Annotated in this window: 27 protein-coding genes; 18 read left to right on the forward strand and 9 right to left on the reverse strand. The window is 71.4% G+C overall.

What is annotated here, in order from left to right; translation table 11 throughout:
- Positions 1-219 precede the first annotated feature (219 nt).
- Positions 220-1,230, reverse strand: coding sequence for a hypothetical protein (locus OG259_RS10100; RefSeq protein WP_328941965.1), 1,011 nt, complete (start codon positions 1,228-1,230; stop codon positions 220-222).
- Between the two features lie 108 nt (positions 1,231-1,338).
- Here OG259_RS10100 and OG259_RS10105 point away from each other — a divergent pair, with 108 nt between their 5' ends.
- The gene (locus OG259_RS10105; RefSeq protein WP_328941966.1) at positions 1,339-1,794 is read left to right on the forward strand and encodes a VOC family protein; all 456 of its coding nucleotides are present in this window, start codon (positions 1,339-1,341) and stop codon (positions 1,792-1,794) included.
- Here the strand turns inward: OG259_RS10105 and OG259_RS10110 are convergent.
- Both OG259_RS10110 and OG259_RS10115 read right to left on the reverse strand, forming a co-directional pair.
- Positions 1,722-2,486 (reverse strand): helix-turn-helix domain-containing protein, encoded by a 765-nt coding sequence (locus OG259_RS10110; RefSeq protein ID WP_328941967.1) that lies wholly within the window; start codon positions 2,484-2,486, stop codon positions 1,722-1,724. The genes OG259_RS10105 and OG259_RS10110 overlap by 73 nt on opposite strands.
- A gap of 27 nt (positions 2,487-2,513) precedes the next feature.
- Positions 2,514-3,638: a YihY/virulence factor BrkB family protein gene (locus OG259_RS10115; protein ID WP_266898095.1), complete on the reverse strand. Its 1,125-nt coding sequence runs from the start codon at positions 3,636-3,638 to the stop codon at positions 2,514-2,516.
- 17 nt (positions 3,639-3,655) lie between these two features.
- Here OG259_RS10115 and OG259_RS10120 point away from each other — a divergent pair, with 17 nt between their 5' ends.
- The 15 genes from OG259_RS10120 to OG259_RS10190 all read left to right on the forward strand — a co-directional run bounded on the left by OG259_RS10120 (position 3,656) and on the right by OG259_RS10190 (position 18,347).
- Positions 3,656-5,314, forward strand: coding sequence for an acyl-CoA dehydrogenase family protein (locus tag OG259_RS10120; protein WP_328941968.1), 1,659 nt, complete (start codon positions 3,656-3,658; stop codon positions 5,312-5,314).
- A 290-nt stretch (positions 5,315-5,604) separates the two neighbouring features.
- The gene (locus OG259_RS10125; RefSeq protein ID WP_328941969.1) at positions 5,605-6,924 is read left to right on the forward strand and encodes a helix-turn-helix domain-containing protein; all 1,320 of its coding nucleotides are present in this window, start codon (positions 5,605-5,607) and stop codon (positions 6,922-6,924) included.
- A 156-nt stretch (positions 6,925-7,080) separates the two neighbouring features.
- Positions 7,081-7,650: a GNAT family N-acetyltransferase gene (locus OG259_RS10130; RefSeq protein ID WP_328941970.1), complete on the forward strand. Its 570-nt coding sequence runs from the start codon at positions 7,081-7,083 to the stop codon at positions 7,648-7,650.
- Positions 7,651-7,804: 154 nt separating this feature from the next.
- A complete protein-coding gene (locus OG259_RS10135) occupies positions 7,805-7,888 on the forward strand; it encodes a putative leader peptide (RefSeq protein ID WP_310591794.1) in 84 nt (27 codons plus the stop codon).
- A 136-nt stretch (positions 7,889-8,024) separates the two neighbouring features.
- Positions 8,025-9,722 carry a nitrite/sulfite reductase gene (locus OG259_RS10140; protein WP_328941971.1) on the forward strand — a complete coding sequence of 566 codons (1,698 nt, stop codon included), beginning with the start codon at positions 8,025-8,027 and terminating at the stop codon, positions 9,720-9,722.
- Complete coding sequence (locus tag OG259_RS10145; RefSeq protein WP_328941972.1) at positions 9,719-9,898, forward strand: hypothetical protein; 180 nt, start codon at positions 9,719-9,721, stop codon at positions 9,896-9,898. Before OG259_RS10140 ends, OG259_RS10145 begins: the two co-directional genes overlap by 4 nt.
- Positions 9,895-10,617: a phosphoadenylyl-sulfate reductase gene (locus OG259_RS10150; protein WP_328941973.1), complete on the forward strand. Its 723-nt coding sequence runs from the start codon at positions 9,895-9,897 to the stop codon at positions 10,615-10,617. Before OG259_RS10145 ends, OG259_RS10150 begins: the two co-directional genes overlap by 4 nt.
- Positions 10,614-11,180, forward strand: coding sequence for an adenylyl-sulfate kinase (gene cysC / locus OG259_RS10155; protein WP_328941974.1), 567 nt, complete (start codon positions 10,614-10,616; stop codon positions 11,178-11,180). The genes OG259_RS10150 and cysC overlap by 4 nt, the downstream gene beginning before the upstream one ends.
- The gene (cysD, locus tag OG259_RS10160; RefSeq protein ID WP_328941975.1) at positions 11,177-12,112 is read left to right on the forward strand and encodes a sulfate adenylyltransferase subunit CysD; all 936 of its coding nucleotides are present in this window, start codon (positions 11,177-11,179) and stop codon (positions 12,110-12,112) included. The genes cysC and cysD overlap by 4 nt, the downstream gene beginning before the upstream one ends.
- The gene (locus tag OG259_RS10165) at positions 12,112-13,455 is read left to right on the forward strand and encodes a sulfate adenylyltransferase subunit 1 (protein WP_328941976.1); all 1,344 of its coding nucleotides are present in this window, start codon (positions 12,112-12,114) and stop codon (positions 13,453-13,455) included. The genes cysD and OG259_RS10165 overlap by 1 nt, the downstream gene beginning before the upstream one ends.
- Positions 13,456-13,658: 203 nt before the next feature.
- Positions 13,659-14,768: an aliphatic sulfonate ABC transporter substrate-binding protein gene (locus OG259_RS10170; RefSeq protein ID WP_328941977.1), complete on the forward strand. Its 1,110-nt coding sequence runs from the start codon at positions 13,659-13,661 to the stop codon at positions 14,766-14,768.
- A gap of 55 nt (positions 14,769-14,823) precedes the next feature.
- A complete protein-coding gene (locus OG259_RS10175; protein WP_328941978.1) occupies positions 14,824-15,618 on the forward strand; it encodes an ABC transporter ATP-binding protein in 795 nt (264 codons plus the stop codon).
- Positions 15,605-16,492 carry an ABC transporter permease gene (locus OG259_RS10180; RefSeq protein ID WP_328941979.1) on the forward strand — a complete coding sequence of 296 codons (888 nt, stop codon included), beginning with the start codon at positions 15,605-15,607 and terminating at the stop codon, positions 16,490-16,492. Before OG259_RS10175 ends, OG259_RS10180 begins: the two co-directional genes overlap by 14 nt.
- An 11-nt stretch (positions 16,493-16,503) precedes the next feature.
- Positions 16,504-17,247 carry a sirohydrochlorin chelatase gene (locus OG259_RS10185; protein ID WP_328941980.1) on the forward strand — a complete coding sequence of 248 codons (744 nt, stop codon included), beginning with the start codon at positions 16,504-16,506 and terminating at the stop codon, positions 17,245-17,247.
- 245 nt (positions 17,248-17,492) lie between these two features.
- Positions 17,493-18,347 (forward strand): D-alanyl-D-alanine carboxypeptidase family protein, encoded by an 855-nt coding sequence (locus OG259_RS10190; RefSeq protein ID WP_328941981.1) that lies wholly within the window; start codon positions 17,493-17,495, stop codon positions 18,345-18,347.
- A gap of 94 nt (positions 18,348-18,441) precedes the next feature.
- Here the strand turns inward: OG259_RS10190 and OG259_RS10195 are convergent, their stop codons facing one another.
- The 5 genes from OG259_RS10195 to OG259_RS10215 form a co-directional block, all read right to left on the reverse strand.
- On the reverse strand, positions 18,442-19,068 hold the full coding sequence (locus OG259_RS10195; protein ID WP_328941982.1) for a mycothiol-dependent nitroreductase Rv2466c family protein: 627 nt from the start codon (positions 19,066-19,068) through the stop codon (positions 18,442-18,444).
- A 74-nt stretch (positions 19,069-19,142) separates the two neighbouring features.
- Positions 19,143-19,703, reverse strand: a complete 561-nt coding sequence (locus tag OG259_RS10200; RefSeq protein ID WP_328941983.1) for a DUF1697 domain-containing protein — start codon at positions 19,701-19,703, stop codon at positions 19,143-19,145.
- Positions 19,704-19,855: 152 nt separating this feature from the next.
- Positions 19,856-21,157: an ABC transporter substrate-binding protein gene (locus OG259_RS10205; protein WP_328941984.1), complete on the reverse strand. Its 1,302-nt coding sequence runs from the start codon at positions 21,155-21,157 to the stop codon at positions 19,856-19,858.
- Positions 21,154-21,996: a carbohydrate ABC transporter permease gene (locus OG259_RS10210; RefSeq protein ID WP_328941985.1), complete on the reverse strand. Its 843-nt coding sequence runs from the start codon at positions 21,994-21,996 to the stop codon at positions 21,154-21,156. The genes OG259_RS10205 and OG259_RS10210 overlap by 4 nt, the downstream gene beginning before the upstream one ends.
- Positions 21,993-22,937 (reverse strand): carbohydrate ABC transporter permease, encoded by a 945-nt coding sequence (locus OG259_RS10215; RefSeq protein WP_328941986.1) that lies wholly within the window; start codon positions 22,935-22,937, stop codon positions 21,993-21,995. Before OG259_RS10215 ends, OG259_RS10210 begins: the two co-directional genes overlap by 4 nt.
- A 147-nt stretch (positions 22,938-23,084) precedes the next feature.
- On the opposite strand from OG259_RS10215, the gene OG259_RS10220 reads away from it, so the two are divergent.
- Both OG259_RS10220 and OG259_RS10225 read left to right on the forward strand, forming a co-directional pair.
- A complete protein-coding gene (locus OG259_RS10220) occupies positions 23,085-23,942 on the forward strand; it encodes a phosphotransferase enzyme family protein (protein WP_328941987.1) in 858 nt (285 codons plus the stop codon).
- 46 nt (positions 23,943-23,988) lie between these two features.
- Complete coding sequence (locus tag OG259_RS10225) at positions 23,989-24,816, forward strand: alpha/beta fold hydrolase (RefSeq protein WP_328941988.1); 828 nt, start codon at positions 23,989-23,991, stop codon at positions 24,814-24,816.
- A 12-nt stretch (positions 24,817-24,828) separates the two neighbouring features.
- Here OG259_RS10225 and OG259_RS10230 read toward each other — a convergent pair whose 3' ends face one another.
- Entirely contained in the window at positions 24,829-25,554 is a 726-nt protein-coding gene (locus OG259_RS10230; protein ID WP_328941989.1) for a 3'-5' exonuclease, read from the reverse strand.
- Between the last annotated feature and the right edge of the window lie 64 nt (positions 25,555-25,618).

Genomic DNA, 25,618 nt, shown 5'->3' on the forward strand with positions numbered 1-25,618 from the left:
GGGACCCTTCACAGGGGTGGCCCCGGCACTGGGTGGAACGGTGAGGTCAGCCGGTGGCCACGGAGGTGGTGTGGATGAACTTCTGCGTGAGGGCAAGGCCCGTCGTGATGACAGCCATCGGTCACACCTCCTGTTGTCTTTCTTCGTTCGCGTGATCTCTTCGCGATCTTGTACGGGGAACACCGTAGCCGGACCGCCCGGCGCACGCCACGGGTTTTTTCAGGCCATCGCGAGCAGGGTCACCAGCGCCGCCGTGAACAGGGCGGTGAGCACCACGGCCGGGGCCCCGGGGGCCGGGGTGCGGAGCCGGGGAGCCGGCGGGAGGTCCTGCGCGCGGGCGGCGGCCCGGGCCCGGCTCAGGACGGCGGCCGGAGGGTGCTGCGGGAGGTCGACCCGCCAGGGACGGCGCGGGTCGTGCCGGACGACGGCCGCCCGGTGGGTGCGGGCGTCCTGGAGGTCGAGGGGGTGCTCGACCTCGATCCGGTACGGGGCTCCCCCGTCCGGCTCGACGGTCAGGTCGAACACGAAGGCGGTGCCCCGGCTGGTGAGGGAGTGGACCCGCGCGGGCGCGTGGGCGGCTCCACGCTCGGGGACGGGGCCGCTCGCCACGCCCGGCCGGTGCCGCAGTCGGGCGAGGCCGAGCGGGATCAGCAGGCCGATCGTGGCGTTCAGGCCGAGCATCATCACCCAGCGCGGTCCGTCCAGCGCCCCGTGCACGAGCGCGGTGACCGCGACGGCGCCGGGCACGGCCACCAGGAGGGTGGCGGGAGCGGCGAGCAGCCGCAGGAGGATGCGCGCGGGGAGGCGGCCGCCCGCCTCGGCGGGGACGGGGGCGGGCTCCGACGAGCCCCGGCGCCGCACGGCCCGTGCCGCTCCGGCCACGACGAGAACGGCACCGAGCCCGGCCAGTCCGTGGGCGGCGAGGACCGCGTGGTCGTCCTCCCGGCCCACGAAGAGCCCGAAGGAGGCGAGGAGCAGGGCGAGACCGGTCCCGGCGGGGCCGCCCAGGAACGGGGCCGCGAGCAGGGCGGCGCCCACCGCCGAGGGCGCCGCGAGGAACAGCGCGCCGCCCGCGAGCTGGTTCGTGCCGCACCCCTCCGAGTCGCAGGTCCAGCGGACGCCCGAGCGCTCGGTGGCGTACACGTGGAACAGGTACCAGGTCTGCCAGAACAGCAGGACGGCCGCCGCGGCCCAGGGCCAGGAGCTCCGTCCGTACGCGCGCGTGCTCATGGGCCGACCGTAGCCCGCGGGTCCGACGGGACGGCGGGCCGGGTGCCGTCGGGTGCCGCGTCCGATTCGTACAAGACCGGCCGGCGGCACCGTGCCTACCGTGCCCGTATGAACACCTCACCCCTGAACACCTCACCCCTGAACACCTCACCCCTGAACGTCTCGCCCCGGCTCGACCTCATCGGCCTCGTCGTCTCGGACATGGCCGCCTCGCTCGCCTTCTACCGCCGTCTCGGTCTGGAGATCCCGGACGACGCCGACTCCGCCCCGCACGTGGAGGCGACGCTGCCCGGCGGACTGCGGATCGCCTGGGACACCGAGGACGTCGTGCGCTCCTTCGACCCCGACTGGCGGCGGCCCGAGGGCGGGAACCGGATCGAGCTCGCCTTCCGGTGCGGTTCGCCGGGGGCCGTGGACGCGGTGTACGAGCAGCTGGTCGCGGCCGGGTACCGGGGGCACCTGAAGCCCTGGGACGCCTTCTGGGGCCAGCGCTACGCCGTGGTCCTCGACCCGGACGGTTCGGGCGTCTCCCTGTTCGCCGACTCCGCCACGGACGCCGCATAGGCACCGAGCGTCATCCCGGCCAGCGCCCTGGTCTCGCGGGCGAGATGGGCCTGGTCGGCGCAGCCCGCGCGGACGGCGGCCTCCGCGTACGGCACCCCGGCCAGGACCAGGGCCAGGGCGCGCTGGAGCCGGAGGACGCGGGCGAGCGTCTTGGGGCCGTAGCCGAAGGCGTCGAGGGAGCGCCGGTGCAGCTGCCGGGCGCCGAGGCCGACCGCGTCGGCCGTCTCGGCGACCGCCCGGCCCGCCGCGAGGCGCGCCACGACGGCCCGGAGCAGCGGATCGGGAGCGGGGGCGTCGGCGGCCCGGCGGCGTACGAGTGTGTCCAGGGCGGCGGCCGGGTCGGGGGCCGCCGTGATCCGCTCGCCGAGCCGTCGCGCCTCGGCCTCGCCCCACAGGGCACCGAGGGCGACCCGCCGGTCGCGGAGTTCATGGGCCGGTACGCCGAAGAAGCCGGGTGCGTCACCGGGTGCGAAGCGGATTCCGGCGTACCGCTCGGCGGTCTCCGCCGGTACGTACGCGTGTGTGTCGGGTCCGGCGACGAGGAGGTGCCCGTCGGCCCAGATCAGGTCCATGCAGCCGTCGGGCAGGACGGACCGGGAGACCTCCGCGGCGGAACCGGCGGGGACTGCGGTGCCGACGGTCCGGGTCCACAGGACGGCTCCGTCGAGCAGGGCGGGGCGCTCCTCGTACACACCTCAAAAATAAGCCCCGCCGATCGGTCAGTCCTTCTCCCAGCCGGAGTGGAGGCGGGCCTTCACGTCGTCCGGGGGCAGGAACCTGGACCAGCGTTCGGGGAACTCGGAGGGCATGTCCGGGTCGTCCTCGTCGACGTCGTCCGCCTCGGCACGCACGCGTGCGACGAGTTCCGCCGCCTGGACGGCGCGGGCCCGCTCGTTGGCCTCGCGGGCCGCGGCCGTGGCGACGGAGGGCCAGACGCGGTCGATGGCGGCGTTCACGGCTGCGCCGACGAGGACGGCGAAGGCCGAGATGCCGATCCAGAGGAGGACGGCGATGGGGGCGGCGAGGGAGCCGTAGATCGTCGGTCCCTCGACCTGGCTGGTGAGGTAGATGCGCAGCAGGAAACTGCCGAGCACCCACATCCCGAGCGCGACGAGGGCGCCGGGAATGTCCTCGATCCACGGCGATCTGACGGGCACGGACACGTGGTAGAGCGTGGTGAGGAAGGCGACGGAGAGCAGGGTGACGGCCGGCCAGTAGAGGACCGAGACGACCTCCGTGCCCCAGGGGACGAGTTCGACGACCCGGTCGGGGCCGACGACCGCGAGCGGCAGCACGACGGCGCCGATGATCAGGGCCACGATGTAGAGCAGGAAGGCCAGGAGCCGGGTCTTCACGATGCCGCGGTGGCCGTCGAGTCCGTACATGACGGTGATGGTGTCGATGAAGACGTTCACCGCGCGCGAGCCGGACCAGAGGGCGATGGCGAAACCGAGGGAGACGAGTTCGGGACGTTTGCCCTGGGTCACGTCGTCCAGGAGCGGTTTGGCGATGTCGCGGACCCCGCGGTCGGAGAGGACCGTTCCGGCAGCGCGAAGGATGTTCTCCTCGATGCTCGCGACGGTGTCCGTGTTGGTCCAGTCGTCGGCGTAGCCGAGGAGGGCGATCAGGCCGAGGAGCAGCGGCGGCAGCGACAGCAGGGTGAAGAACGCCGCCTCGGCGGCGAGGCCGAGGATCCGGTACTCGATGCACGAGTTGACGGTGTCCTTGAGGAGCAGCCAGACCATCTTCCGCTTCGAGACGTTGCGGTAGAGGACGCGCGCGCGGTGGAGCCTGCTCCAGGGCCGCCGCTCGGGCCGTTCGGGTGTTTCGCTTGCTGCCTGCACCTGCTTACCGTATCGGCATGGCAGCGACCACCCACACCGTGACCAACCAGGCTCCGCCCCTGGTGGGGTACGACGTCTTCACGAGCGACCTCGCCCTGGCCGAGGCGGTCGAACGACACCTCGCGCCGGAGCTCCTGGCGGAGGCCCGCGAGGATCTCGTCGTCCTCGGCCGGGCGACCGGTTCGGCACAGGTCCAGGAGTGGGGCGCGCGGGCGAACGCGAACCCGCCGCGGCTGCGGACCCATGACCGGTACGGCCACCGGATCGACGAGGTCGACTTCGATCCGGCCTGGCACCGGCTCCTCGGCAAGTCGGTGGGGGCCGGGCTGACGGACGCGTGGGGCCGTCCCGGCGGTCATGTGCGGCGGGCCGCCGGGTTCCTGGTGGTGTCACAGGCGGAGGCGGGGCACGGCTGCCCGTTGTCGATGACGCACGCCGCCGTGCCCGCGCTGCGCGCCGAGCCGGAGCTGGCGGAGGTCTGGGAGCCGGCGGCGACCTCGCACGTGTACGAGCAGGAGCTGCGCCCGGTCGCGGAGAAGGCGGGCGTCCTGCTCGGGATGGCCATGACGGAGAAGCAGGGCGGCAGCGACGTCCGGGCGAACACCACGGAGGCGCATCCCCTCGCAGCCGACGGGGAGTACGTCCTGACGGGGCACAAGTGGTTCTGTTCGGCGCCGATGTCGGACGCGTTCCTGGTCCTCGCGCAGGCTCCGGCGGGGCTCACCTGCTTCCTGGTGCCCCGGGTGCTCGCGGACGGTTCGCGGAACGCCTTCGCGCTCCAGCGGCTGAAGGACAAGCTGGGCAACCGTTCGAACGCCTCCGCCGAGGTCGAGTTCGACGGGACGACGTGGGCGCGCCGGGTCGGCGAGGAGGGACGCGGGCTCCGCACGATCATGGGCATGGTGGCGGCGACCCGCCTCGACTGCGTCCTCGGTTCGGCGGCGCTGATGCGGCAGGCGGTGGCGCAGGCCGTGCACCACTGCGCGTACCGCGAGGCCTTCGGCGGACCGCTGATCGAGAAGCCGCTGATGCGGAACGTACTCGCCGATCTCACCGTGGAGTCGGAGGCGGCGACGGTGCTCGGCATGCGTCTGGCGGCGGCCTACGACGCCGTCGGAAACGACGGCACCGGCCACGCGGAACAGGAGCGCGCCTTGCTGCGTATCGCCGTTCCGGCGGCGAAGTACTGGGTCACGAAGCGGTGCACGCCGATGGTGGCGGAGGCCCTGGAGTGCCTGGGCGGCAACGGGTACGTGGAGGAGTCGGGGATGCCGAGGCTGCTGCGGGAGTCGCCGCTCAACTCGGTCTGGGAGGGCTCGGGGAACGTCCAGGCGCTGGACGTGGTCCGGGCTCTGCGGACCGAGCCCGCCGCGCTCGACGCGCTTCTGCGGGAGGTCGGGGCGGCCCGGGGCGCGGACCATCGCCTCGACCGGGCGATCCGGGGGCTGCTCGTCGAACTGGCGGACCTGGAGGGGATCGAGGCGCGGGCGCGGCGGCTGACGGAACGGCTCGCGCTGGTCCTTCAGGGGGCGCTGCTCGTGCGGTGGGCGCCGCCGGAGGTCGCGGACGCGTTCTGCGCGTCGCGGCTGGGGGGTGACGGGGGTTCGGCGTTCGGGACGCTGCCGCACACGCTGGACCTGAGGGCGCTCGTGGAGCGGGCCCGGGTGGAGGTCTGAGGGACCCCGTACGTCCGTGCGAAGGGAAGTTGTGCCGCGCGTGCCAGGGGTGGACCACAGGGGTCGGCACGCGCGGAAAAGCGGGGGTGGTGCTGCGCCGACACGGCACCACCCGCCGCTCACACCACCTTCACCCAGGAGGCCGGTCGCCGAACAGAGTTGCAAAGGGTTGCAGGATTACCCGAACCGGGCCTCGCCGGACGGTTCCGAACGGCACGATGGGCACCGACACTCCGGACATCTGCCCCGTGCAGAACCGATACAGCACCCCGGGTGGCTGGGAGAGACCGATGAATAACACTCAGCTCGACATGAAGCGCCTCGCCGCCATGGACGCCGCCCAGGCCACCCGGCTGCTCCACCGGGTGCGCGAGGAGACCCTGGCGGGCCGTACGCCGCCGATCGCGCCCCGCCCGGAGATCGACGCGTCCTGGCAGCGGATGGCCCGGATCGGGCTCGACCCCGACCAGGGCACGAACAGCGTGCTGCTGCAGCGGGACGAGCTGGAGGAGCGGCGCAGGAGCACGCTCCTCGCCGAGGTCATGCAGACGCTGAGCGGCGGCCTCGCCGGCATCGCCGACACCTCGCTCCAGATCATGGTGGTCACCGACGAGCACGGCCGGGTGCTGTGGCGGCAGGGGAACCTCGCGGTGATGCGGCAGGCCAACGGCATCTGCCTGGAGGAAGGCGCGGCCTGGACCGAACACACCACCGGCACCAACGCGGTCGGCACGGCCCTCACCCTCGGCCGGGCGGTCCAGGTGCACTCCGCCGAGCACTACGTCCAGGCGCTCCACAACTGGACCTGCGCCGCGGCGCCCGTGCACGACCCGCGCGACCGGCGGCTGCTCGGCATCCTGGACGTGAGCGGTCCCGCGTCCAGCTTCCATCCGGCGATGCTGGCCCTGGTCGGCTCGGTGGCCCAGCTCGCCGAGGCCGAGATGCGGGAGCGGCACCGCAGATCGGTCGAGCGGCTGAGGTCGGTGGCGGCGCCGATCCTGTGCCGGGTGGGCGGCCGGGCCATCGCGGTCGACGCCCACGGCTGGACGGCGGCGGTGACGGGGCTCGCGCCGGTGGACCGGATCACCCTGCCGAAGTCGTTCCGGTCCGGCCGGATGTGGCTGCCCTCGCTCGGCGTCTGTGCGGTGGAACCGCTGCCGGGCGGCTGGCTGCTGCGGGTCGAGGAGGAGGCCCCGGCGGACGAGCCGGGCTCGGCGGCGGCGAGCCGGGTCGTGCTCGACCTGAGCCGGCCGCGCCGCTGGACGGTGTCCGTCTCGGGGGCCGCGGGCAGCTGGCAGCAGGAGCTGAGCCCCCGGCACGCGGAACTCCTCTACGTCCTGGCGATGCACCGGGACGGGCGCACGGCGGCGGAGCTGGCGGACGACGTCTTCGGGGACCGTACGCGCACGGTGACCGTACGTGCCGAGATGTCCCGGGTACGCCGGAACCTGGCCGGGGTCCTGGCGCACCGCCCGTACCGCTTCCGCGAGGAGGTGGCCGTGGAGGTCCTGCGCCCGGAGCGCCCGGTGGACCTGCTCCCCCACTCCCTCGCCCCGGCCGTAAGGACGCCCCGAACGGGCACGGACGCGCAGGGGACGCCGTCGGCGTAGCCGGGTGAGGAGGACGGGTCGCGAGCCGCACCCCCGCCCGAGCGGGACCGGCCGTCCACCGGCGGCGACACCCCCGACATCGACCGGCGGCCCGGCGCGCCCCTCGCACCACGACCCCGGTCGCCGTGCCGACGGGGGGCGTGATGCGATGAGCTCATGCGCATCACTCTCACCACCTGGTCCCTTGAGCAGACCTCACCGGCCGATCTCCGCCCCTCCCCCGCCCCCGAAGGCGGCGACATCACGATCGAGCGGGCCGCGGTCCCGTCGCCGGAGTACAGCCGCTTCCTCTATACGGCGGTCGGTGGCGACATCCGCTGGAACGACCGCCTGTCACTGACGTACAAGCAGTGGCAGGAGATCGTCGAGAAGCCGGGCGCCGAGATCTGGGTGGCGTACGACAAGGGGACGCCGGCCGGGTACGTGGAGCTCGACCCGCAGGCCGACGGCGTGGTGGAGATCGTCTACTTCGGCCTGATCCCGGCCTTCCGGGGGCGCCGGATCGGTGGTCACCTGCTCTCGTACGGGGTGGCGCGCGCCTGGGACCTGGCCGAGCGGTGGCCCGAGCGGGAGACGACGACGCGCGTCTGGCTGCACACCTGCTCGCTCGACGGCCCGCACGCGATGGCCAACTACGAGCGCCGTGGTTTCCGCCTCTTCGACACCAAGGTCGAGGAGGTCGAGGAGAGCGAGACCCCCGGCCCGTGGCCCGGCGCCCACGCCTGAGCCGCCCGGGAGGCATGCCACAGAACCGCGTAGGGGCCCTGATCAGGGCCCCTTTTGCGTGACCCAGACCACACCATCTCGCCAAGCGAGACGACTATGTCCGCATTCTGGACGATGCTGGACTGGGTCCAAAGTCCCGTGACACGCTTCCGTCATGTCTGGAACTGGAATTGCCTTGGTGAGTCGGCGGCACGTCGACCTAGGCCGCATGTCCAGCGCCATCTGTCCGGCGCGCTGAGAGAACCAGCACCGCCGCGATCACTTTTCAGCACGACTCTGCCCCACCCTGCTGCGCACTGACGCGCCACCCTCCGACCTGAGCGCCAGTGTGCAGGTCAGAGCCGCCCTCTCGCAGTCCCGAAGGACAAGACGCCATGGCCGCCACCCCGGAAAACCCCACCCCAGCCGCCGCACGCCGCAAGACCGGGCGCCACCGTGGCGAGGGTCAGTGGGCCGTGGGGCACTTCACCCCCCTGAACGGCAATGAGCAGTTCAAGAAGGACGACGACGGTCTCAATGTACGGACACGTATTGAGACGGTCTATTCGAAGCGCGGATTCGACTCCATCGACCCCAACGACCTGCGCGGACGCATGCGCTGGTGGGGCCTCTACACCCAGCGCAAGCAGGGTCTGGACGGCACCAAGACGGGTGTCCTGGAGCCGGAGGAGCTGGACGACGAGTACTTCATGCTCCGCGTCCGCATCGACGGCGGCCGACTGACCACCGAGCAGCTCAGGGTCATCGGCGAGATCTCCGAGGAGTTCGCCCGGGGCACCGCCGACATCACGGACCGGCAGAACGTCCAGTACCACTGGATCCGCATCGAGGACGTCCCCGAGATCTGGAACCGCCTGGAGGCGGTCGGCCTGTCCACCACCGAGGCCTGCGGTGACACCCCGCGTGTCATCCTCGGCTCCCCGGTGGCCGGCATCGCGGCCGACGAGATCATCGACGGCACGCCCGCCATCGACGAGATCTACCGCCGGATCGTCGGCAACAAGGACTTCTCCAACCTGCCCCGCAAGTTCAAGTCCGCGATCTCCGGCTCGCCCCAGCTCGACGTGGCGCACGAGATCAACGACATCGCCTTCGTCGGCGTGCACCACCCGGAGCACGGCCCCGGCTTCGACGTCTGGGTCGGCGGCGGTCTCTCCACCAACCCCAAGCTGGGCGTCCGCCTCGGCACCTGGGTCTCCCTCGACGAGGTCCCGGACGTCTACGAGGGCGTCATCTCGATCTTCCGCGACTACGGCTACCGCCGGCTGCGCAACCGCGCCCGGCTGAAGTTCCTCGTCGCCGACTGGGGCCCGGAGAAGTTCCGCCAGGTCCTGGAGGACGAGTACCTCCAGCGCAAGCTGAACGACGGCCCCGCCCCCGACCAGCCCGCGGGCCAGTGGCGCGACCACATGGGTGTGCACCGGCAGAACGACGGCCGGTTCTACATCGGCTTCGCCCCGCGCGTGGGCCGGGTCGACGGCGCCACCCTCACCAAGATCGCCGGCCTGGCCGAGCAGCACGGCTCCGGCCGGCTGCGCACCACCGCGGACCAGAAGATGATCCTCCTCGACGTCGAGGAGGCCCAGCTCGAATCGGCGGTCGCCGCCCTGGAGGCCCTCGACCTCCGGGTGAACCCGACCCCGTTCCGGCGCGGCACGATGGCCTGCACCGGCATCGAGTTCTGCAAGCTCGCGATCGTCGAGACCAAGGCCCGCGGGGCCTCGCTCATCGACGAGCTGGAGCGCCGCATCCCGGAGTTCGACGAGCCGCTGACCATCAACATCAACGGCTGCCCCAACGCCTGCGCCCGTATCCAGGTCGCGGACATCGGTCTCAAGGGCCAGCTGGTCCTGGACGACGACGGCAACCGCGTCGAGGGCTACCAGGTGCACCTCGGTGGCGCGCTCGGCCTGGAGGCCGGTTTCGGCCGCAAGGTCCGCGGCCTCAAGGTCACCGCGGCCGAGCTCCCCGACTACGTCGAGCGGGTCCTCAAGCGCTTCCAGGCGGAGCGCGAGACCGGCGAGCGCTTCGCCACCTGGGCGGCCCGCGCCTCCGAGGAGGCCCTCTCATGAGCGAGCGAGCCGCACCGTTCCACTGCCCCTACTGCGGCGACGAGGACCTGCGTCCCAACGAGCAGGGTCACGGCGCCTGGGAATGCGCCGCGTGCAGTCGAGCCTTCCAGCTGAAGTTCCTGGGGCTGCTCGCCCCGGCGACTTCGAGCAACACCCCTGGAAGGGAAGAGATATGACGACAACTCACGAAGATCAGGGCCAGGACGCCGGCACGGCCGACCTCAAGGCGATCGCCGAACAGGCCGGCCGTGATCTGGAGGACGCCTCCCCGCTGGAGATCCTCCGGTGGGCCGTGGACACCTTCGGCGAGAGCTTCTGCGTCACCTCCTCCATGGAGGACGCGGTCGTCGCCCATCTCGCCTCGCGGGTCCGGCCCGGCGTGGACGTCGTCTTCCTCGACACGGGCTACCACTTCGAGGAGACCATCGGCACCCGCGACGCCGTGGACGCCGTCATGGACGTCAACGTCATCACCCTGACCCCGCGTCGGACCGTGGCCGAGCAGGACGCCGAGTACGGCCCCGAGCTGCACGACCGCGACCCCGACCTGTGCTGCGCGCTGCGCAAGGTCAAGCCGCTCGAAGAGGGCCTGACCCGGTACAGCGCATGGGCGACCGGGCTGCGCCGCGACGAGTCCCCGACCCGGGCGAACACCCCGGTCGTCGGCTGGGACGAGAAGCGGCGCAAGGTCAAGGTCTCCCCCATCGCCCGCTGGACGCAGGACGACGTCGACGCGTACGTCACCGAGCACGGTGTCCTCACCAACCCGCTCCTCATGGACGGATACGCCTCCGTCGGCTGCGCCCCCTGCACCCGCCGCGTCCTGGAGGGCGAGGACGCCCGCGCCGGACGCTGGGCGGGCCGCGCCAAGACCGAATGCGGACTCCACGGATGACGGACACTCAGAACATTCAGGAGAAGCACGTGACGGGTGCCACCATCTGGCTCACCGGTCTGCCGAGCGCCGGCAAGACCACCATCGCGTACGAGCTGGCCGGCCGGCTGCGCGGCGAAGGCCACCGCGTCGAGGTGCTCGACGGCGACGAGATCCGCGAGTTCCTCTCCGCGGGCCTCGGCTTCAGCCGCGAGGACCGGCACACCAACGTGCAGCGGATCGGGTTCGTCGCGGAACTGCTCGCCTCCAACGGCGTGAAGGCCCTCGTCCCCGTCATCGCCCCGTACGAGGACAGCCGCGAGGCGGTCCGCAAGCGCCACGCGTCCGAAGGCACCCCCTACGTCGAGGTGCACGTCGCCACTCCGGTGGACGTCTGCTCCGTACGCGACGTGAAGGGTCTCTACGCCAAGCAGGCCGCGGGCGAGATCAGCGGCCTCACCGGTGTCGACGACCCGTACGACGAGCCGCGCAACCCGGATCTGCGGATCGAGTCCCACACCCAGACCGTGCAGGAGTCCGCGGCGCAGCTCCACGCGCTGCTCACCGAGAGGGGTCTGCTGTGACCACCGTCGCCCATGTTCACGACAGCACCGACAACCCGTTCGCGCTGTCGCACCTCGACTCGCTGGAGTCCGAGGCCGTCCACATCTTCCGTGAGGTGGCGGGCGAGTTCGAGCGGCCGGTGATCCTCTTCTCCGGCGGCAAGGACTCCATCGTCATGCTGCACCTGGCACTGAAGGCCTTCGCCCCCGCGGCGATCCCCTTCACGCTGCTGCACGTCGACACCGGGCACAACTTCCCCGAGGTCCTGGAGTACCGCGACCGCGTCGTCGCCCAGCACGGGCTGCGGCTGCACGTCGCCTCCGTGCAGGAGTACATCGACGCGGGCAAGCTGCGCGAGCGCCCCGACGGCACCCGCAACCCGCTGCAGACCGTCCCGCTCACCGAGGCGATCCAGCAGCACCGCTTCGACGCCGTCTTCGGCGGCGGCCGCCGCGACGAGGAGAAGGCCCGCGCGAAGGAGCGGGTGTTCTCGCTCCGCGACGAGTTCTCGCAGTGGGACCCGCGCCGCCAGCGCCCCGAGCTGTGGCAGCTCTACAACGGCCGCCACGCGGCCGGCGAGCACGTCCGGGTCTTCCCGCTGTCCAACTGGACCGAGCTGGACGTCTGGCAGTACATCCAGCGCGAGAAGATCGAGCTCCCGGAGATCTACTTCGCCCACGAGCGCGAGGTGTTCGCCCGCAGCGGCATGTGGCTGACGGCAGGCGACTGGGGCGGCCCCAAGGACACCGAGTCGGTCGAGACCCGGCTGATCCGCTACCGCACCGTCGGCGACATGTCCTGCACCGGCGCCGTCGACTCCGACGCCACCACGCTGGACGCCGTCATCGCCGAGATCGCCGCCTCCCGGCTCACCGAGCGGGGCGCGACCCGCGCCGACGACAAGATGTCCGAGGCAGCGATGGAAGACCGCAAGCGCGAAGGGTACTTCTAATGAGCACGTCCACCGAGCAGCTGTCCGAGCAGCTGGCGGCCACCACCCTGCTGCGCTTCGCCACCGCCGGCTCCGTCGACGACGGCAAGTCCACCCTGGTGGGCCGCCTCCTCCACGACTCCAAGTCGGTCCTCGTCGACCAGCTGGAGGCCGTGGAGCACGCCTCGCGCTCCCGCGGCCAGGAGGCGCCCGACCTGGCGCTCCTCACCGACGGTCTGCGGGCCGAGCGCGAGCAGGGCATCACCATCGACGTGGCCTACCGCTACTTCGCGACGCCCCGCCGCCGCTTCATCCTCGCCGACACCCCCGGGCACGTGCAGTACACCCGGAACATGGTGACCGGCGCCTCCACCGCCGAGCTGGCCGTGGTCCTGGTCGACGCCCGCAACGGCGTGGTCGAGCAGACCCGCCGGCACGCGGCCGTCGCCGCCCTGCTCCGCGTCCCGCACGTGGTCCTGGCCGTGAACAAGATGGACCTGGTCGAGTACCGGGAGCCCGTCTTCGCCGCGATCGCCGAGGAGTTCACGACGTACGCCTCCGAGCTCGGCGTCCCGGAGATCACCGCGATCCCGATCTCGGCGCTCGCCGGCGACAACGTCGTGGAGCCGTCCGCGAACATGGACTGGTACGGCGGCCCGACGGTCCTGGAGCACCTGGAGACCGTCCCGGTCAGCCACGACCTCACGGCCTGCCACGCGCGTTTCCCCGTGCAGTACGTGATCCGCCCGCAGACCGCCGAGCACCCCGACTACCGGGGCTACGCCGGTCAGATCGCGGCCGGTGCCTTCCGGGTCGGGGAGCAGATCACCGTCCTGCCGTCGGGGAAGACCTCCACGATCACCGGGATCGACGCGCTCGGCGAGTCCGTGGACATCGCCTGGGCCCCGCAGTCGGTCACGATCCGGCTCGCCGACGACATCGACATCTCGCGCGGCGACCTGCTCGCCCCGAGCGGTGACGCCCCGGCGACCACGCAGGACATCGAGGCGACCGTCTGCCACGTGGCGGACCGGGCGCTCGCCGTCGGCCAGCGGGTGCTCCTGAAGCACACCACCCGCACGGTCAAGGCGATCGTCAAGGAGATCCCCTCGCGGCTGACCCTGGACGACCTCTCGCAGCACCCGAACCCGGGTCAGCTGGTCGCCAACGACATCGGCCGGGTCGTGGTGCGCACGGCAGAGCCGCTCGCGCTCGACGCGTACGCGGACTCGCGCCGTACCGGTTCGTTCCTGCTGATCGACCCGGCGGACGGCACCACGCTCGCGGCGGGCATGGCGGGCGAGTCCTTCGCCACCGCCAAGGCCGTCTCGGTCGTCGAGGACGAGGAAGGGTGGGACTTCTGATGGACCGGAACGTCTACGCGACCTTCGCGAAGGAGGGCGGCCGGGTGGGCTCCGGCGCCCTCGGTGCGGGCATGGGAGGCGTCGCGCGATGTGCGTGCTGACCTCGACGCGCCGCATGCGCGGCGCGACCCCGCTCCACCCGCTCCACCCCGAACGACATAGACGCAGACTTCGAAAACGCTGAATCGAGGGGAAAACCTCCCGTGCCTGCCACCACCCGTACCACCCTGCGCCGCGGCCTCGCCGCCGCCGCCGCTCTGCCGCTGCTGATCGGCGCACTCGCCTCCTGCGGCTACGGCTCCGAGGCCAAGAACGACGAGAAGAAGGTGGCCGCCGAGGGCAAGAAGCTCTCCGCCGACACCGTACGGCTCGGGTACTTCCCCAACCTCACCCACGCGACCGCTCTGATCGGCGTCCAGGACGGCCTGATCCAGAAGGAGCTGGGCGGCACCACGCTGAAGCCGCAGAACTTCAACGCCGGCCCGTCCGAGATCGAGGCGCTCAACGGCGGCTCTCTCGACATCGGCTTCATCGGCCCCTCGCCGTCCATCAACGCGTACGTCAAGTCCAAGGGCAAGAACCTGCGGATCATCTCCGGCTCCGCGTCGGGCGGCGTCAAGCTGGTCGTGAACCCGGACAAGATCAAGACCCTGGACGACCTCAAGGGCAAGCGGATCGCCACCCCTCAGAAGGGGAACACGCAGGACGTCGCGCTCCTCAACTGGATCGCGGAGAAGGGCTGGAAGGTCGACCCGGAGTCCGGCGAGGGTGACGTCTCCGTCGTCCGCACGGACAACAAGGTCACCCCGGACGCCTTCAAGTCCGGCTCCATCGACGGTGCCTGGGTTCCCGAGCCGACCGCCTCCAAGCTGGTCGCCCAGGGCGGCACCGTCCTCCTCGACGAGACCTCCCTGTGGCCCGACAAGAAGTTCGTGATCACGAACATCATCGTGTCGCAGAAGTTCCTCTCGGAGCACCCGGACGTGGTCGAGGCCGTGCTGACGGGCACGGTGAAGACCAACGAGTGGATCAACGCCAACCCGGACAAGGCCAAGGCGTCCGCCAACGCGGCGCTGAAGTCCCTCGGCGGCAAGGCGCTCGACGCCAAGGTCATCGACCCGGCGTGGCCCAGCATCGCGATCACCGACGACCCGCTGGCCGCGACGCTGAAGACCCAGTCCGAGTGGGCGGTCAAGGCCGAGCTGATCAAGCAGCCCGACCTGGCCGGCATCTACGACCTGAAGCTCCTCAACAAGGTGCTGAAGGCCGCCGGCAAGCCCGAGGTCTCCGACGCCGGTCTCGGCGTCAAGTAACCGCGCCGAGCCGACGAAACAGACCGCGAATCCGTAACCCCAGGAGGTGACGACCATGGCCACGACGTTCGCCAAGGCTGCCGAGGGCACCGTAGCGGAGCAGACGCACGCCGCCCGGATCGAGCACGTCTCGAAGTCCTTCTCCGGCCCGGCCGGTACCCAGCTCGTCCTGGACGACGTCAGTCTCGACGTCGCGCCCGGCGAGTTCGTCACCATCCTGGGGGCCTCGGGGTGCGGCAAGTCCACCCTGCTGAACCTGGTCGCGGGACTCGACCGGCCGACCCAGGGGTCCATCGACACCCCGGGCGGCCGGCCGGCCCTGATGTTCCAGGAGCACGCCCTCTTCCCGTGGCTGACCGCGGGCAAGAACATCGAACTTGCCCTGCGGCTGCGCGGGGTGTCCAAGGCCGAGCGCAGGCCGGAGGCCGAGCGGCTGCTCGAACTCGTCCGGCTCGGCGGCGCGTACGGAAAGCGGGTGCACGAGCTGTCCGGCGGCATGCGGCAGCGCGTGGCCCTCGCCCGGGCGCTGGCCCAGGACAGCCAACTGCTGCTGATGGACGAGCCGTTCGCGGCCCTGGACGCCATCACCCGTGACGTGCTGCACGGCGAGCTCACCCGTATCTGGGAGGAGACCAACCTCTCGGTCCTGTTCGTCACCCACAACGTGCGCGAGGCCGTGCGCCTCGCGCAGCGGGTCGTCCTCCTCTCCTCCCGCCCCGGCCGGGTCGCGAAGGAATGGACCGTGGGCATCCAGCAGCCGCGCCGCATCGAGGACGCGGACGTGGCCGAGCTGTCCCTTGAGATCACTGAACACCTGCGTGGGGAGATCCGCCGCCATGGCCAGCACTGACACCGCCGCGACGGTCAAGAAGGACGACCTCGCCGGTCTGGAGGCCGGACTCGACGCCCTGGACGCGGTCGAGATCCGCCGTACGCCGGTCCGGGAGGTCCTCCTCAGGAAGGTCCTCCCGCCCACCCTCGCCGTCGTCCTGGTCCTCGCCGTCTGGCAGATCCTCGTCTCCGCGAAGATCACCGAGGAGACCAAGCTGCCCGCGCCGTCCGCGGTGTGGGACGGCCTGACCGACATGTGGCTGCAGGGCACCCTGCTCGAAGTCATCTGGACCAGCGTGTCGCGGGGTCTGGCCGGCTTCCTGCTGGCCCTCGCCATCGGCACCCCGCTGGGCCTGCTGGTCGCCCGGGTGAAGTTCGTGCGCGCCGCGATCGGCCCGATCCTGTCGGGCCTGCAGTCGCTGCCCTCGGTGGCGTGGGTGCCGCCGGCCGTGCTCTGGTTCGGCCTGAACGACGCGATGATGTTCACGGTGATCCTGCTGGGCGCCGTCCCGTCCATCGCCAACGGTCTGGTCTCCGGCGTCGACCAGGTCCCGCCGCTGTTCCTGCGGGCCGGCCGCACCATGGGCGCCACCGGTCTGAGGGGCACCTGGCACGTGACGCTTCCGGCGGCGCTGCCCGGCTACCTGGCCGGTCTGAAGCAGGGCTGGGCGTTCTCCTGGCGTTCGCTGATGGCCGCCGAGATCATCGCCTCCTCGCCGGATCTGGGCCTGGGCCTGGGCCAGCTGCTGGAGAACGGCCGCAACAACATCGACCTGCCGGGCGTGTTCCTGGCGATCCTGCTGATCCTGGTCGTCGGCATCGCGATCGACCTGCTGATCTTCAGCCCGCTGGAGCGCTGGGTGCTCCGCAGCCGCGGCCTGCTGGTGAAGTGAGCCGATCCACCATGAACCGCCCTGTCCTCCTCGTCGTCGCCCACGGCAGCCGCGATCCGCGGCACGCGGCGACCGTCCAGGCGCTGGTGCGCCGGGCCGGTGCGCTGCGGCCGGGGCTGCGCGTGGAGACGGCGTTCCTGGACTTCAACCTGCCGTCGGTGACGGGCGTGCTCGACCGGCTCGCCGCCGACGGGGTCCGGGACGTGGTGGCGCTGCCGCTGCTGCTGACCCGGGCCTTCCACGCGAAGGCCGACATCCCCGCCGTACTGCGCCAGGCACCCCCGTCCCTGCGGATCCACCAGGCGGAGGTCCTCGGCCCCTCGCCGCTGCTGATCGCGGCGGTGGAGCGACGGCTGTACGAGGCCGGGCTCACGCCCGGCGACAAGAGCACCACCGGGGTCGTCCTGGCCTCGGCGGGCTCCACCGACCCGGAGGCGATCGCGGTGATCGCAGAAACGGCGCGGGAGCTGCGGCGCACCGGTTGGTGCTCCGTGCGGCCCGCGTTCGCCTCCGCATCTCTTCCGCGTACGGACGACGCCGTACGCGCCCTGCGCGCCGACCGGGGCGTCCGGCGGGTGGCCGTGGCCCCCTACGTGATCGCCCCGGGCCGCCTCCCGGACCGCATCGCGGCGGGCGCGGCGGAGGCCGACGTCCTCGCGGACGTCCTCGGCCCCTCCCCTGAGTTGGCCGCGCTGCTCGTGGAGCGGTACGAGGGCGCGCACGCCGCACGCCGGCCGGTCGCCCACACCGCCTGAACCCAGCTGCCCGATTACTCCTGGGCCCGTGTCTCGTTCATACCGTCGACGCCACGGAACGACTCGCCGACCGCTCCTGCGGTTTCGCGACAGCGGGTGCGAGGAAGATCATGGTCCCGGTCGTGCATCCCTGGAGCCGTTTCGTGCGTCTTCTGTGCGCCGGGCCAATCGCGGACCCGGCAGACATCGGTTCCTACCAAGGGCAGAAGACTTTGATCACTTCGACACTCGGCGTACGCAGAGCCGTGACCGTCACGATCACGGCCTCGGCCGTACTGGCCGGCGGCCTCTTCACCGGCCAGGCGTACGCCGCGCCGCCCACCCCGTCGATCACCGCCGCGGGCGGCTTCGTCATGAACAACGGGACGGGCACCACGCTGTTCGGAAAGGCCGCGGACACCCGCAGGTCGACCGGTTCCACCACGAAGATCATGACCGCGAAGGTGGTTCTGGCCCAGCGGGGTCTGAACCTGGACGCCAAGGTCACCGTCCAGAAGGCCTACAGCGACTACATCGTCTCCAAGAACGCCTCGTCCGCCCGTCTCATCGTCGGCGACAAGGTGACGGTCCGACAGCTCCTCTACGGCCTGATGCTGCCGTCGGGTTGCGACGCGGCCTACGCGCTGGCGGACAAGTTCGGCACCGGCACCACCCGGGCGGCCCGGATCAAGTCGTTCATCGGGAAGATGAACACCGAGGCCAGGAACCTCGGCATGCGCAACACCCACTTCGACTCGTTCGACGGAATAAGCAATGGGAGCAACTACTCCACTCCGCGCGATCTGACGAAGCTCGCGAGCAGTGCGATGAAGAACTCCACGTTCCGCACCGTCGTCAAGACGAAGTCCACGAAGCAGAAGGTGACCACCAAGACCGGTGGATACCGGTACATGTCGTGGACCAACACCAACAAGCTTCTGAGCACGTACAGCGGCGCGATCGGCCTGAAGACCGGTTCGGGTCCGCAGGCCAAGTACTGCCTCGTCTTCGCGGCGACCCGCGGCAGCAAGACGGTCATCGGCACGGTGCTCGCCTCGTCGAACGAGACGAACAGGGCGGCCGACGTCAAGAAGCTGCTGGACTACGGCTTCGCCAGGTAGTCGACTGCGATCGGCGGCGACCGGCCCACGACGGCGCCGGTCCCGCACCCGGCTGTCTCCCGCCCGGCGGGAGGCAGCTCCGGGAGCACGGGTTCTAGCCGAAGTCGAGGCCGCCCGTGCGGGTCCGCTTCAGTTCGAAGAGGTCCGGGTGGTTGGCCAGGACCCGGAAGCTGTCGAAGAGTTCGGCCGCGCGCTCGCCGCGCGGGACGGCGCGCAGGACCGGACCGAACCAGACGGTGCCGTCGACGTGGATCGTCGGGGTGCCGACGTACGCCCCGGCCTCGGGGTCCTTGCCCGCGTCGTGACTGCGGCGGACGGCCTCGTCGTACGCCGGGTCGTGGGCGGCCCCGGCCAGTTCGGCGGGGAGGCCGAGTTCGGTGAGCGACTCGGCGACGACGGCGTCGAAGTCCGTCTGCTTCTTCTCGTGGATGCGGGTCCCGTACGCGGTGTAGAGCGGGCGCAGGATCTCCTCGCCGTGCCGCTCGGCCGCCGCCGCGGCGACTCTGACGGGTCCGATCGAGGCGTCGACGAGTTCGCGGTACCAGTCGGGCAGGGTGTTGCCCTCGTTGTGCAGGTACAGGCTCATGACCTTGAAGCGGAGGTCGATGTCCCGCTCCCGTTCGACCTCCAGGATCCACCGGGAGGTGATCCAGGCGAAGGGGCAGGCGGGGTCGAAGTAGAAGTCGACGGCGGGGCGGGGCGGGGTGTCGGTGCTCGTCATACCGTGAAATCTAGCCAGCCGGTGGCCTGTCCCCGTGGTCCAATCACACGCCGTGGCGCTGGGCCACTTCGCGGTCAGTCCTCCCGTGTCATCTCGATGAGCTTGATCACGGTGTTCCAGTTCCGGGCGGTGGCGACGAGTCCCTTCAGGAGGGACGGACGGGAGACCACCGCGCTCAGCCTGGACGTCCCGAGGCCTTCGGGGACGTAGAGGTAGAGCACGCGGTCGCCGAGGGCGAACTCCTCGGGGAGATAGGTCTCGCGGTCGATCGAGGCGAAGAGCTCGGGGTCCGCGGGCCCGGAGTAGTAGATGGCGTGGAGCTGTTTGCCCTGGATCTCGGCGGCCGGGAAGGGGCAGGCCTCGGCCACCGCCGCCAGGTAGTCGCCGTCGCGGACCAGGCAGTCGACGCGGAAGCCGAACCGGTCCTCGACGGCGTCTTCGAGCGCGGTCCTGAGCTCCTCCTCCCCGGCGCCGGAGTCGGTGGTGAAGACGGCGTTCCCGCTCTGGAGGTACGTGCGGACGTTCGTGTGCCCGAGGCCTTCGAGGAGGGGACGGAGCTCCGCCATGGGGACCTTGCGGTGGCCGCTCACGTTGATGCCGCGGAGCAGGGCCGCGTACGTCTTCTTCTTCGTCATGGGGTCAATCTAGGCGGGCCACCGCGCCTCGTGGGGGGCGGCGCGGTGGCCGGTTCGAACACTGTCCGATCAGGGGGATCCGCGAGAAGACCCTTCACCCATCTGTGACTTATTCAACAATGTTTCGTAATGGCGAACCCCTGGCGAACCCATCATTTGCGCTGATACCGGGCGAGCACCCGATTGCCGTCCTCCACCAGACGTCTGCGCAGTTCGACTCCGTCGATGGCGCCGCTGTAGTACTCCTGGAAGGCCGGCGTCGCCACCTTGTCCTTCCACTCCGGGTATCCGCGCACCGACTGCGCGGGCGCCGGCCGCAGCCGTTCGGCCACGGCGGCCCCGGTCGCCCAGCCGTCCCTCGCGGTGTGCAGGGAGGGGTCGGCGAGCGCGGCCGCGCCGGTGGGCAGCATCCAGTCGCCGCGCGCGAGCCGCACCATGTTCTCCGGGCGCAGGAAGAAGTCGAGGAACGCGACCGCTTCCTTCTTGTACGGGCTGTCCTCGGCGATCGACAGGGTCTGCGGGGAGACTCCCTGGGTGAGCCCGGCGCTCCCGACGGGGGCGGGCAGCACCGTCCACTCGAAGCCCTCGGGGGCCTGTTGGGCGATCTGCTGCCGGTAGGCGAAGCCGAGCGGGACCATCGCGTACTTGCCGGCGAAGAACCCGGGGAGGGTGTCGGAGCCGCCGCTGCCGAGCGTGGTGCGCGGGGCGGTGCGGTCGGTGGCGACCTGATCGTGGATCGTGCCGGGGACGACGGCGTCGGCCTCGGTGAAGCGGACGGTCACCCGGCCGTCGGCCTCCCGGTGGAAGAGCTGTCCGCCGGCGGAGAGTCCGAGGTTGAGGCTGACGGAGACGGGTTCCTTGAGCGGCCAGGCGACCGCGTACCGGCCGGGTCCCATGCCGCGGGTGAGGTCCCGGGTGATCTGCCGGAACTCGGTCCAGGTCCAGGGCTTCTCCGGGGTGGGGACGCGGACGCCGGAGGATTCGAGGATCTTCCGGTTGGCGATGATCACGCGCGGTTCCTGGAGGAACGGCACGCCGTAGACGCCCTTGTCGGAGCCGAAGGTGGTGGTCTCCCAGCTGCGGGCGGGGATGTCGGCGCGGAGCCGTTCGGGCAGCAGCGGGCGGAGGTCGGCGAGGTCGCCGCCGTAGGCGAAGTCGGCGAGGTCGTCGGAGGCGTCGTGGATGATGTCGGGCGCCTCGCCGCCCTCGAAGGAGGTGAGGAGCTGGTCGTGGACGGAGTCCCAGCTGCCCTGGACGTACTCGACCTGGACGTCGGGGTGGGAGGCGTTCCACTCCTTCACCAGCTGCCGGTTGGCGTCGACGGACTCCTTCTGCCAGGCGAGGGACTGGAAGCGGAGCCGTACGACCCCGTCCTCGGGAGCGTCGTTCCCGGTGGTGCAGCCGGTGAGGAGCAGGGCGAGCGCGGCCGTGAGGGTGAGGATCCGTCGTCTCATGACTTCACCGCCCCGGCCAGCATCCCGCCGGTGATCCGTCTCTGGAGGACGGCGAAGACGACGAGGGACGGCAGCGTGGCGAGGAAGGCGGCGGCGGCCAGCGGGCCGAGGTCGGCGACGCCCTCGGCGCCGAGGAAGTGGGTGAGGACGACCGGCAGGGTCTGCTTCTCCGGGGTCTTGAGCAGCACGAGCGCGAAGAAGAACTCGTTCCACGCGGTGACGAAGGCGAAGAGGGCGGTGGCGACGATCCCGGGGACGAGCAGCGGGGCGGTGACCGAGACGAGGGTACGGAGCCGGCCCGCGCCGTCGACGGCGGCGGCCTCCTCCAGTTCGGCGGGGACGGCCCGGACGTACCCCATCAGCATCCAGAGGGCGAAGGGCAGCGACCAGACCACGTAGACCAGGACGAGGCCGAACACGCTGTTGATCAGGTGCAGGTTCTTGAGGATCAGGAAGAGCGGGATGATGACGAGCACGAACGGGAAGGCCTGGCTGATCACCACCCAGCCGGTGGCGGCCGAGGCGAGTCTGCCCCGGTGGCGGGCCGTCACATAGGCGAGCGGGGTCGCGACGGCCACCGCGATCACGGCCGCGGCGACCGCTGCGACCAGGCTGTTGGCGGCGGCCCTGAGCAGCGGCTGCTCGTCGAAGGCCTGCCGGAAGTTGTCGAGCGTGGGGTCCTTCGGGATCCAGGTGGGGTGGAGCGAGGCCAGCTCGGGGGCGGGCTTGAAGGCGGTGGAGACCAGCCAGAGGAAGGGGAAGGCGAGGAAGACCAGATACGCGAGGAGGGCCGCGTACTGGCCGATGCGCGCGGGTCGGCTCGTCCGGAGGGCGCTCACCGGTCCTGGTCCCCTTTCAGCCGGCGTACGAGGGAGAGGGCGATGAGCACGGAGACGGCGGCGATCATCACGCAGCCCATCGCGGCCGCGTAGCCGAACTGTCCGTAGCGGAAGGCCTCTTCGTAGGCGAAGAGCATGGGGAGCCGGGTCCGGCCGCCCGGTCCGCCGCTGGTCAGTACGTAGACCAGGGCGAAGGAGTTGAAGTTCCAGATCAGGTTGAGGGCGGTGATGGCGAGGGCGACCGGTCTCAGCGCGGGCCAGGTGACGGCGCGGAAGCGGCGCCAGGCTCCGGCGCCGTCGAGGGCGGCGGCCTCGTGGAGTTCGCGCGGGGTGTTCTGGAGTCCGGCGAGCAGGGCGACGGTGGTCTGCGGCATCCCGGCCCAGACGCCGACGAGGACGACGGCGGGGAGGGCGGTGGCGAGCCCGGAGAGCCAGTCACGGCCCTCGCCGAACCCCAGGGTGCGGATCGTCTCGTTGAGGATGCCGGCGTCGGGGTTGTAGACGAGCCGCCACATGATGCCGACGACGACCTCGGGCATCGCCCAGGGAACGATGGCGAGGGCTCGCGCCAGCCAGCGGAAGCGGAGCTTCTGGTCGAGCAGGAGGGCGAGGCCGAGGGCGAGCAGGAACTGGGGGACGGTGACACCGACGGCCCAGACGACTCCGATGCGGAACGATTCCCAGAAGAGGCTGTCGTGCAGCAGGTCCTGGAAGTTGAGGGTGCCCACCCAGCTCGTGGCCTGGGTGCGGCCGGACTGGGCGTCCGTGAAGGCGAGCGCGATGCCGTAGAGCAGTGGGCCGACGCTGAGGACCAGGATCGGCAGCAGCGCCGGGAGCACCAGGAACCAGGCTCCGAAGTCGGGGCCGCGGGGGCGTGTCCCGTGGGCGTCGCGCGGTGTGCGCGTCCCGCCCGGGCGCTTCGTCGCGGTCACCGTGCTCACCGATTTCGCCCCCGTCCGCCCGTCCCCGGCCACCGCCGTGGGAATCTCGCCATGGTGCTGACGGCCCGGGGGGCGGTCAAGGCGATCTGCGCGGTGAGCTGCGTGGATGGGAGACTTTGGCTCAATCGCACAGGTAGGGAGAGATCGATGGACGAGGCGCGGGCGCGGGAGATCCTGGCCGCGGCGGGGGTGCCGGTCGCGGAGGCGCGGCTGCTGGCCCTCGGTGAGAACGCGGTCTTCGCCGTGGGCGATCTCGCCGTGAAGGTGGGCCGGGACGCGGAGGTGTTCGAGCGGGCCGAGCGGGAGCTGGCGCTGGCCGCCTGGCTCGCCGACGCGGAGGTGCCGGCCGTGCGGGCCGCCGAGGAGAAGCCGCGTCTGGTCGAGGGGCACCCGCTGACCTTCTGGCACCGGCTGCCCGAGGCGGTGCGGCCGGCGGAGCCGCGCGATCTGGGGCCGCTGCTCCGGCGGATCCACGCCCTGCCGGAGCCGGTGGCCTTCTCGCTGCCGCGTCGTGACCTGCTCGGCGGGGTCGAGCGGTGGCTGCGGCTCGCGGGGGACGCGATCGATCCGGCGGACGCGGCGTTCCTGCGGGAGCGGCGCGATTCCTTCGCCCCGGCGGCCGCCGCGCTGACCCCGCACCTGACGCCCGGCCCGATCCACGGTGACGCCCTCCCCCGGAACGTCCATGTCGGCCCCGACGGCCCGGTCCTGGTGGACCTGGAGACCTTCTCCTCCGACCTGCGCGAGCACGACCTGGTGGTGCTCGCCCTGTCCCGCGACCGGTACGGCCTGGACCCGGCCGCGTACGAGGCCTTCACCGAGGCGTACGGCTGGGACGTACGGGAGTGGGAGGGGTGCGCGGTGCTGCGCGGCGCGCGGGAGACCGCGAGCTGCGCGTGGGTGGCACAGCACGCGCCGTCGAACCCGAAGGCTTTGGCCGAATTCGAGCGGCGGGTGGCCTCGCTGCGGGACGGCGACCCCGAGGTGCGCTGGTACCCGTTCTGACATCATGTCTCCCGACCGAACCGGGCTCGTCGAACGGGGTGTTGGGATGCGTGTGGAACTTTCCGAGGTGACGCTCGACGTCGAGGTGAGCGGTGAGGGACCGGCCGTGCTGCTCGTGCACGGCTTCCCCGACAGCCAGCTTCTCTGGCGTCACCAGGTTCCGGCGCTGAACGCGGCCGGGTTCATGACGGTCGCCCCGACACTGAGGGGCTTCGGGGCCTCGGACCGTCCCGAGGGCGGTCCGGAGGCGTACCACCCGGCCAAGCACGTCGGCGACATGCTGGAGCTGCTCGCCGGGCTCGGCATCGACCGGGTCCACCTCGTGGGCCACGACTGGGGTTCCGGCGTCGTCCAGGGTCTCGCCGGTGTGGTGCCGGACCGGGTGCGCAGCCTGAGCCTGCTGTCGGTGGGGCACCTGGGCGGCATGCGGGCCGCCGGCTGGGAGCAGCGGCAGCTGTCCTGGTACATGGTGCTCTTCCAGCTGGCCGGGCTCGCCGAGGACTGGCTCGCGCGTGACGACTACGCCAACCTCCGCGAGATGCTGGGCGAGCACCCGGACGCGGAGTCCGTGATCGAGCCGATCCGCGCCCCTGGCGCGCTCACGGCCGCGCTGAACATCTACCGGGCCGGTCTCCCTCCGGAGGTCCTGTTCGGCGCCGAGCTGCCGCTGGTGCCGCTGCCGAAGCTTCCGGTGATGGGCCTGTGGTCCACCGGCGACCGCTTCCTGACCGAGCACTCGATGGCCGCCACGGGCGAGTTCGTCAGCGGCTCCTGGCGCTACGAGCGCATCGAGGAGGCCGGCCACTGGCTCCAGCTGGACCAGCCGGAGAAGGTGAACGAGCTGCTGCTCTCCTTCCTGGAGGAGAACGCGTAAGGGGCGGGCGTCCTACACCGCCGCCGCGACCGCCTCGCGCAGCGGCCAGGTGGACTCGACGACCGCCTCCGTGTCGCCCTTGCGGCGCAGGAAGGCCTGGAAGTTCTCGGCCCAGGCGCGGTACCAGGCGATCTGGCGCTCATGGAGCTCGGCCGGGTTCAGCTCGGCGACCTGGCGGTGCCGCTCGGCTATCGCGACGGCGACCCGGACGGCGGCGAGCGCGTCGGCGGCGGCCTGGTGGGCGGCTTCGAGCACGACTCCGTACTCCCCGCAGACCGCTTCCAGGTTCCGCTTGCCGCGGCGGTAGCGGTCGACGGCCCGGTCGATGGTGTACGGGTCGACGACGGGCCCGATGGGGGCGCCGCCGAGCCGCTCGCTCAGCGAGGGCAGTCCGTGGCGGCGCAGCTCGGCGGAGAGCAGCGTCAGGTCGAAGCTGGCGTTGTACGCCACGACCGGGACGCCGTCCTCCCAGTACTCGGCGAGGGTCTTCGCGATCTCGTCGGCGACCTCGCGGACCGGGCGGCCTTCGGCGGCCGCCCGCTCGTTGCTGATGCCGTGGATCGCGGAGGCCTGCTCCGGGATGCGGATGCCCGGGTCGGCGAGCCAGTCCCGCCGGCGCGTGACGTGTCCCCCGCCGTCGACCTCGATGATCGAGGCCGTCACGATACGGGCCTCCAGCGGTTCGGTGCCGGTCGTCTCCAGGTCGAAGCCGACCAGCGTCTCGCCGTGCCAAGCCATCGGGTCCTCCTTACGTGATCTCCCCCGTGGTGCTGACCACCCTCGCACGCACCACTGACAACGC

The sequence above is a fragment of the Streptomyces sp. NBC_00250 genome (assembly GCF_036192275.1).
Lineage (GTDB): Bacteria > Actinomycetota > Actinomycetes > Streptomycetales > Streptomycetaceae > Streptomyces.

Bases quoted from the DNA above. Each gene is read 5' to 3' on its own strand.
- OG259_RS10195 (WP_328941982.1), bottom strand. From the start codon at position 19,068: ATGACGAGCACCGACACCCCGCCCCGCCCCGCCGTCGACTTCTACTTC.
- OG259_RS10140 (WP_328941971.1), top strand. From the start codon at position 8,025: ATGGCCGCCACCCCGGAAAACCCCACCCCAGCCGCCGCACGCCGCAAG.
- OG259_RS10180 (WP_328941979.1), top strand. From the start codon at position 15,605: ATGGCCAGCACTGACACCGCCGCGACGGTCAAGAAGGACGACCTCGCC.
- OG259_RS10130 (WP_328941970.1), top strand. From the start codon at position 7,081: ATGCGCATCACTCTCACCACCTGGTCCCTTGAGCAGACCTCACCGGCC.
- OG259_RS10200 (WP_328941983.1), bottom strand. From the start codon at position 19,703: ATGACGAAGAAGAAGACGTACGCGGCCCTGCTCCGCGGCATCAACGTG.
- OG259_RS10135 (WP_310591794.1), top strand. From the start codon at position 7,805: ATGTCTGGAACTGGAATTGCCTTGGTGAGTCGGCGGCACGTCGACCTA.
- OG259_RS10105 (WP_328941966.1), top strand. From the start codon at position 1,339: ATGAACACCTCACCCCTGAACACCTCACCCCTGAACACCTCACCCCTG.
- OG259_RS10175 (WP_328941978.1), top strand. From the start codon at position 14,824: ATGGCCACGACGTTCGCCAAGGCTGCCGAGGGCACCGTAGCGGAGCAG.
- cysC (WP_328941974.1), top strand. From the start codon at position 10,614: ATGACGGACACTCAGAACATTCAGGAGAAGCACGTGACGGGTGCCACC.
- OG259_RS10205 (WP_328941984.1), bottom strand. From the start codon at position 21,157: ATGAGACGACGGATCCTCACCCTCACGGCCGCGCTCGCCCTGCTCCTC.
- OG259_RS10150 (WP_328941973.1), top strand. From the start codon at position 9,895: ATGACGACAACTCACGAAGATCAGGGCCAGGACGCCGGCACGGCCGAC.
- OG259_RS10145 (WP_328941972.1), top strand. From the start codon at position 9,719: ATGAGCGAGCGAGCCGCACCGTTCCACTGCCCCTACTGCGGCGACGAG.
- OG259_RS10100 (WP_328941965.1), bottom strand. From the start codon at position 1,230: ATGAGCACGCGCGCGTACGGACGGAGCTCCTGGCCCTGGGCCGCGGCG.
- OG259_RS10120 (WP_328941968.1), top strand. From the start codon at position 3,656: ATGGCAGCGACCACCCACACCGTGACCAACCAGGCTCCGCCCCTGGTG.
- OG259_RS10125 (WP_328941969.1), top strand. From the start codon at position 5,605: ATGAATAACACTCAGCTCGACATGAAGCGCCTCGCCGCCATGGACGCC.
- OG259_RS10225 (WP_328941988.1), top strand. From the start codon at position 23,989: ATGCGTGTGGAACTTTCCGAGGTGACGCTCGACGTCGAGGTGAGCGGT.
- OG259_RS10230 (WP_328941989.1), bottom strand. From the start codon at position 25,554: ATGGCTTGGCACGGCGAGACGCTGGTCGGCTTCGACCTGGAGACGACC.
- OG259_RS10220 (WP_328941987.1), top strand. From the start codon at position 23,085: ATGGACGAGGCGCGGGCGCGGGAGATCCTGGCCGCGGCGGGGGTGCCG.
- OG259_RS10165 (WP_328941976.1), top strand. From the start codon at position 12,112: ATGAGCACGTCCACCGAGCAGCTGTCCGAGCAGCTGGCGGCCACCACC.
- OG259_RS10185 (WP_328941980.1), top strand. From the start codon at position 16,504: ATGAACCGCCCTGTCCTCCTCGTCGTCGCCCACGGCAGCCGCGATCCG.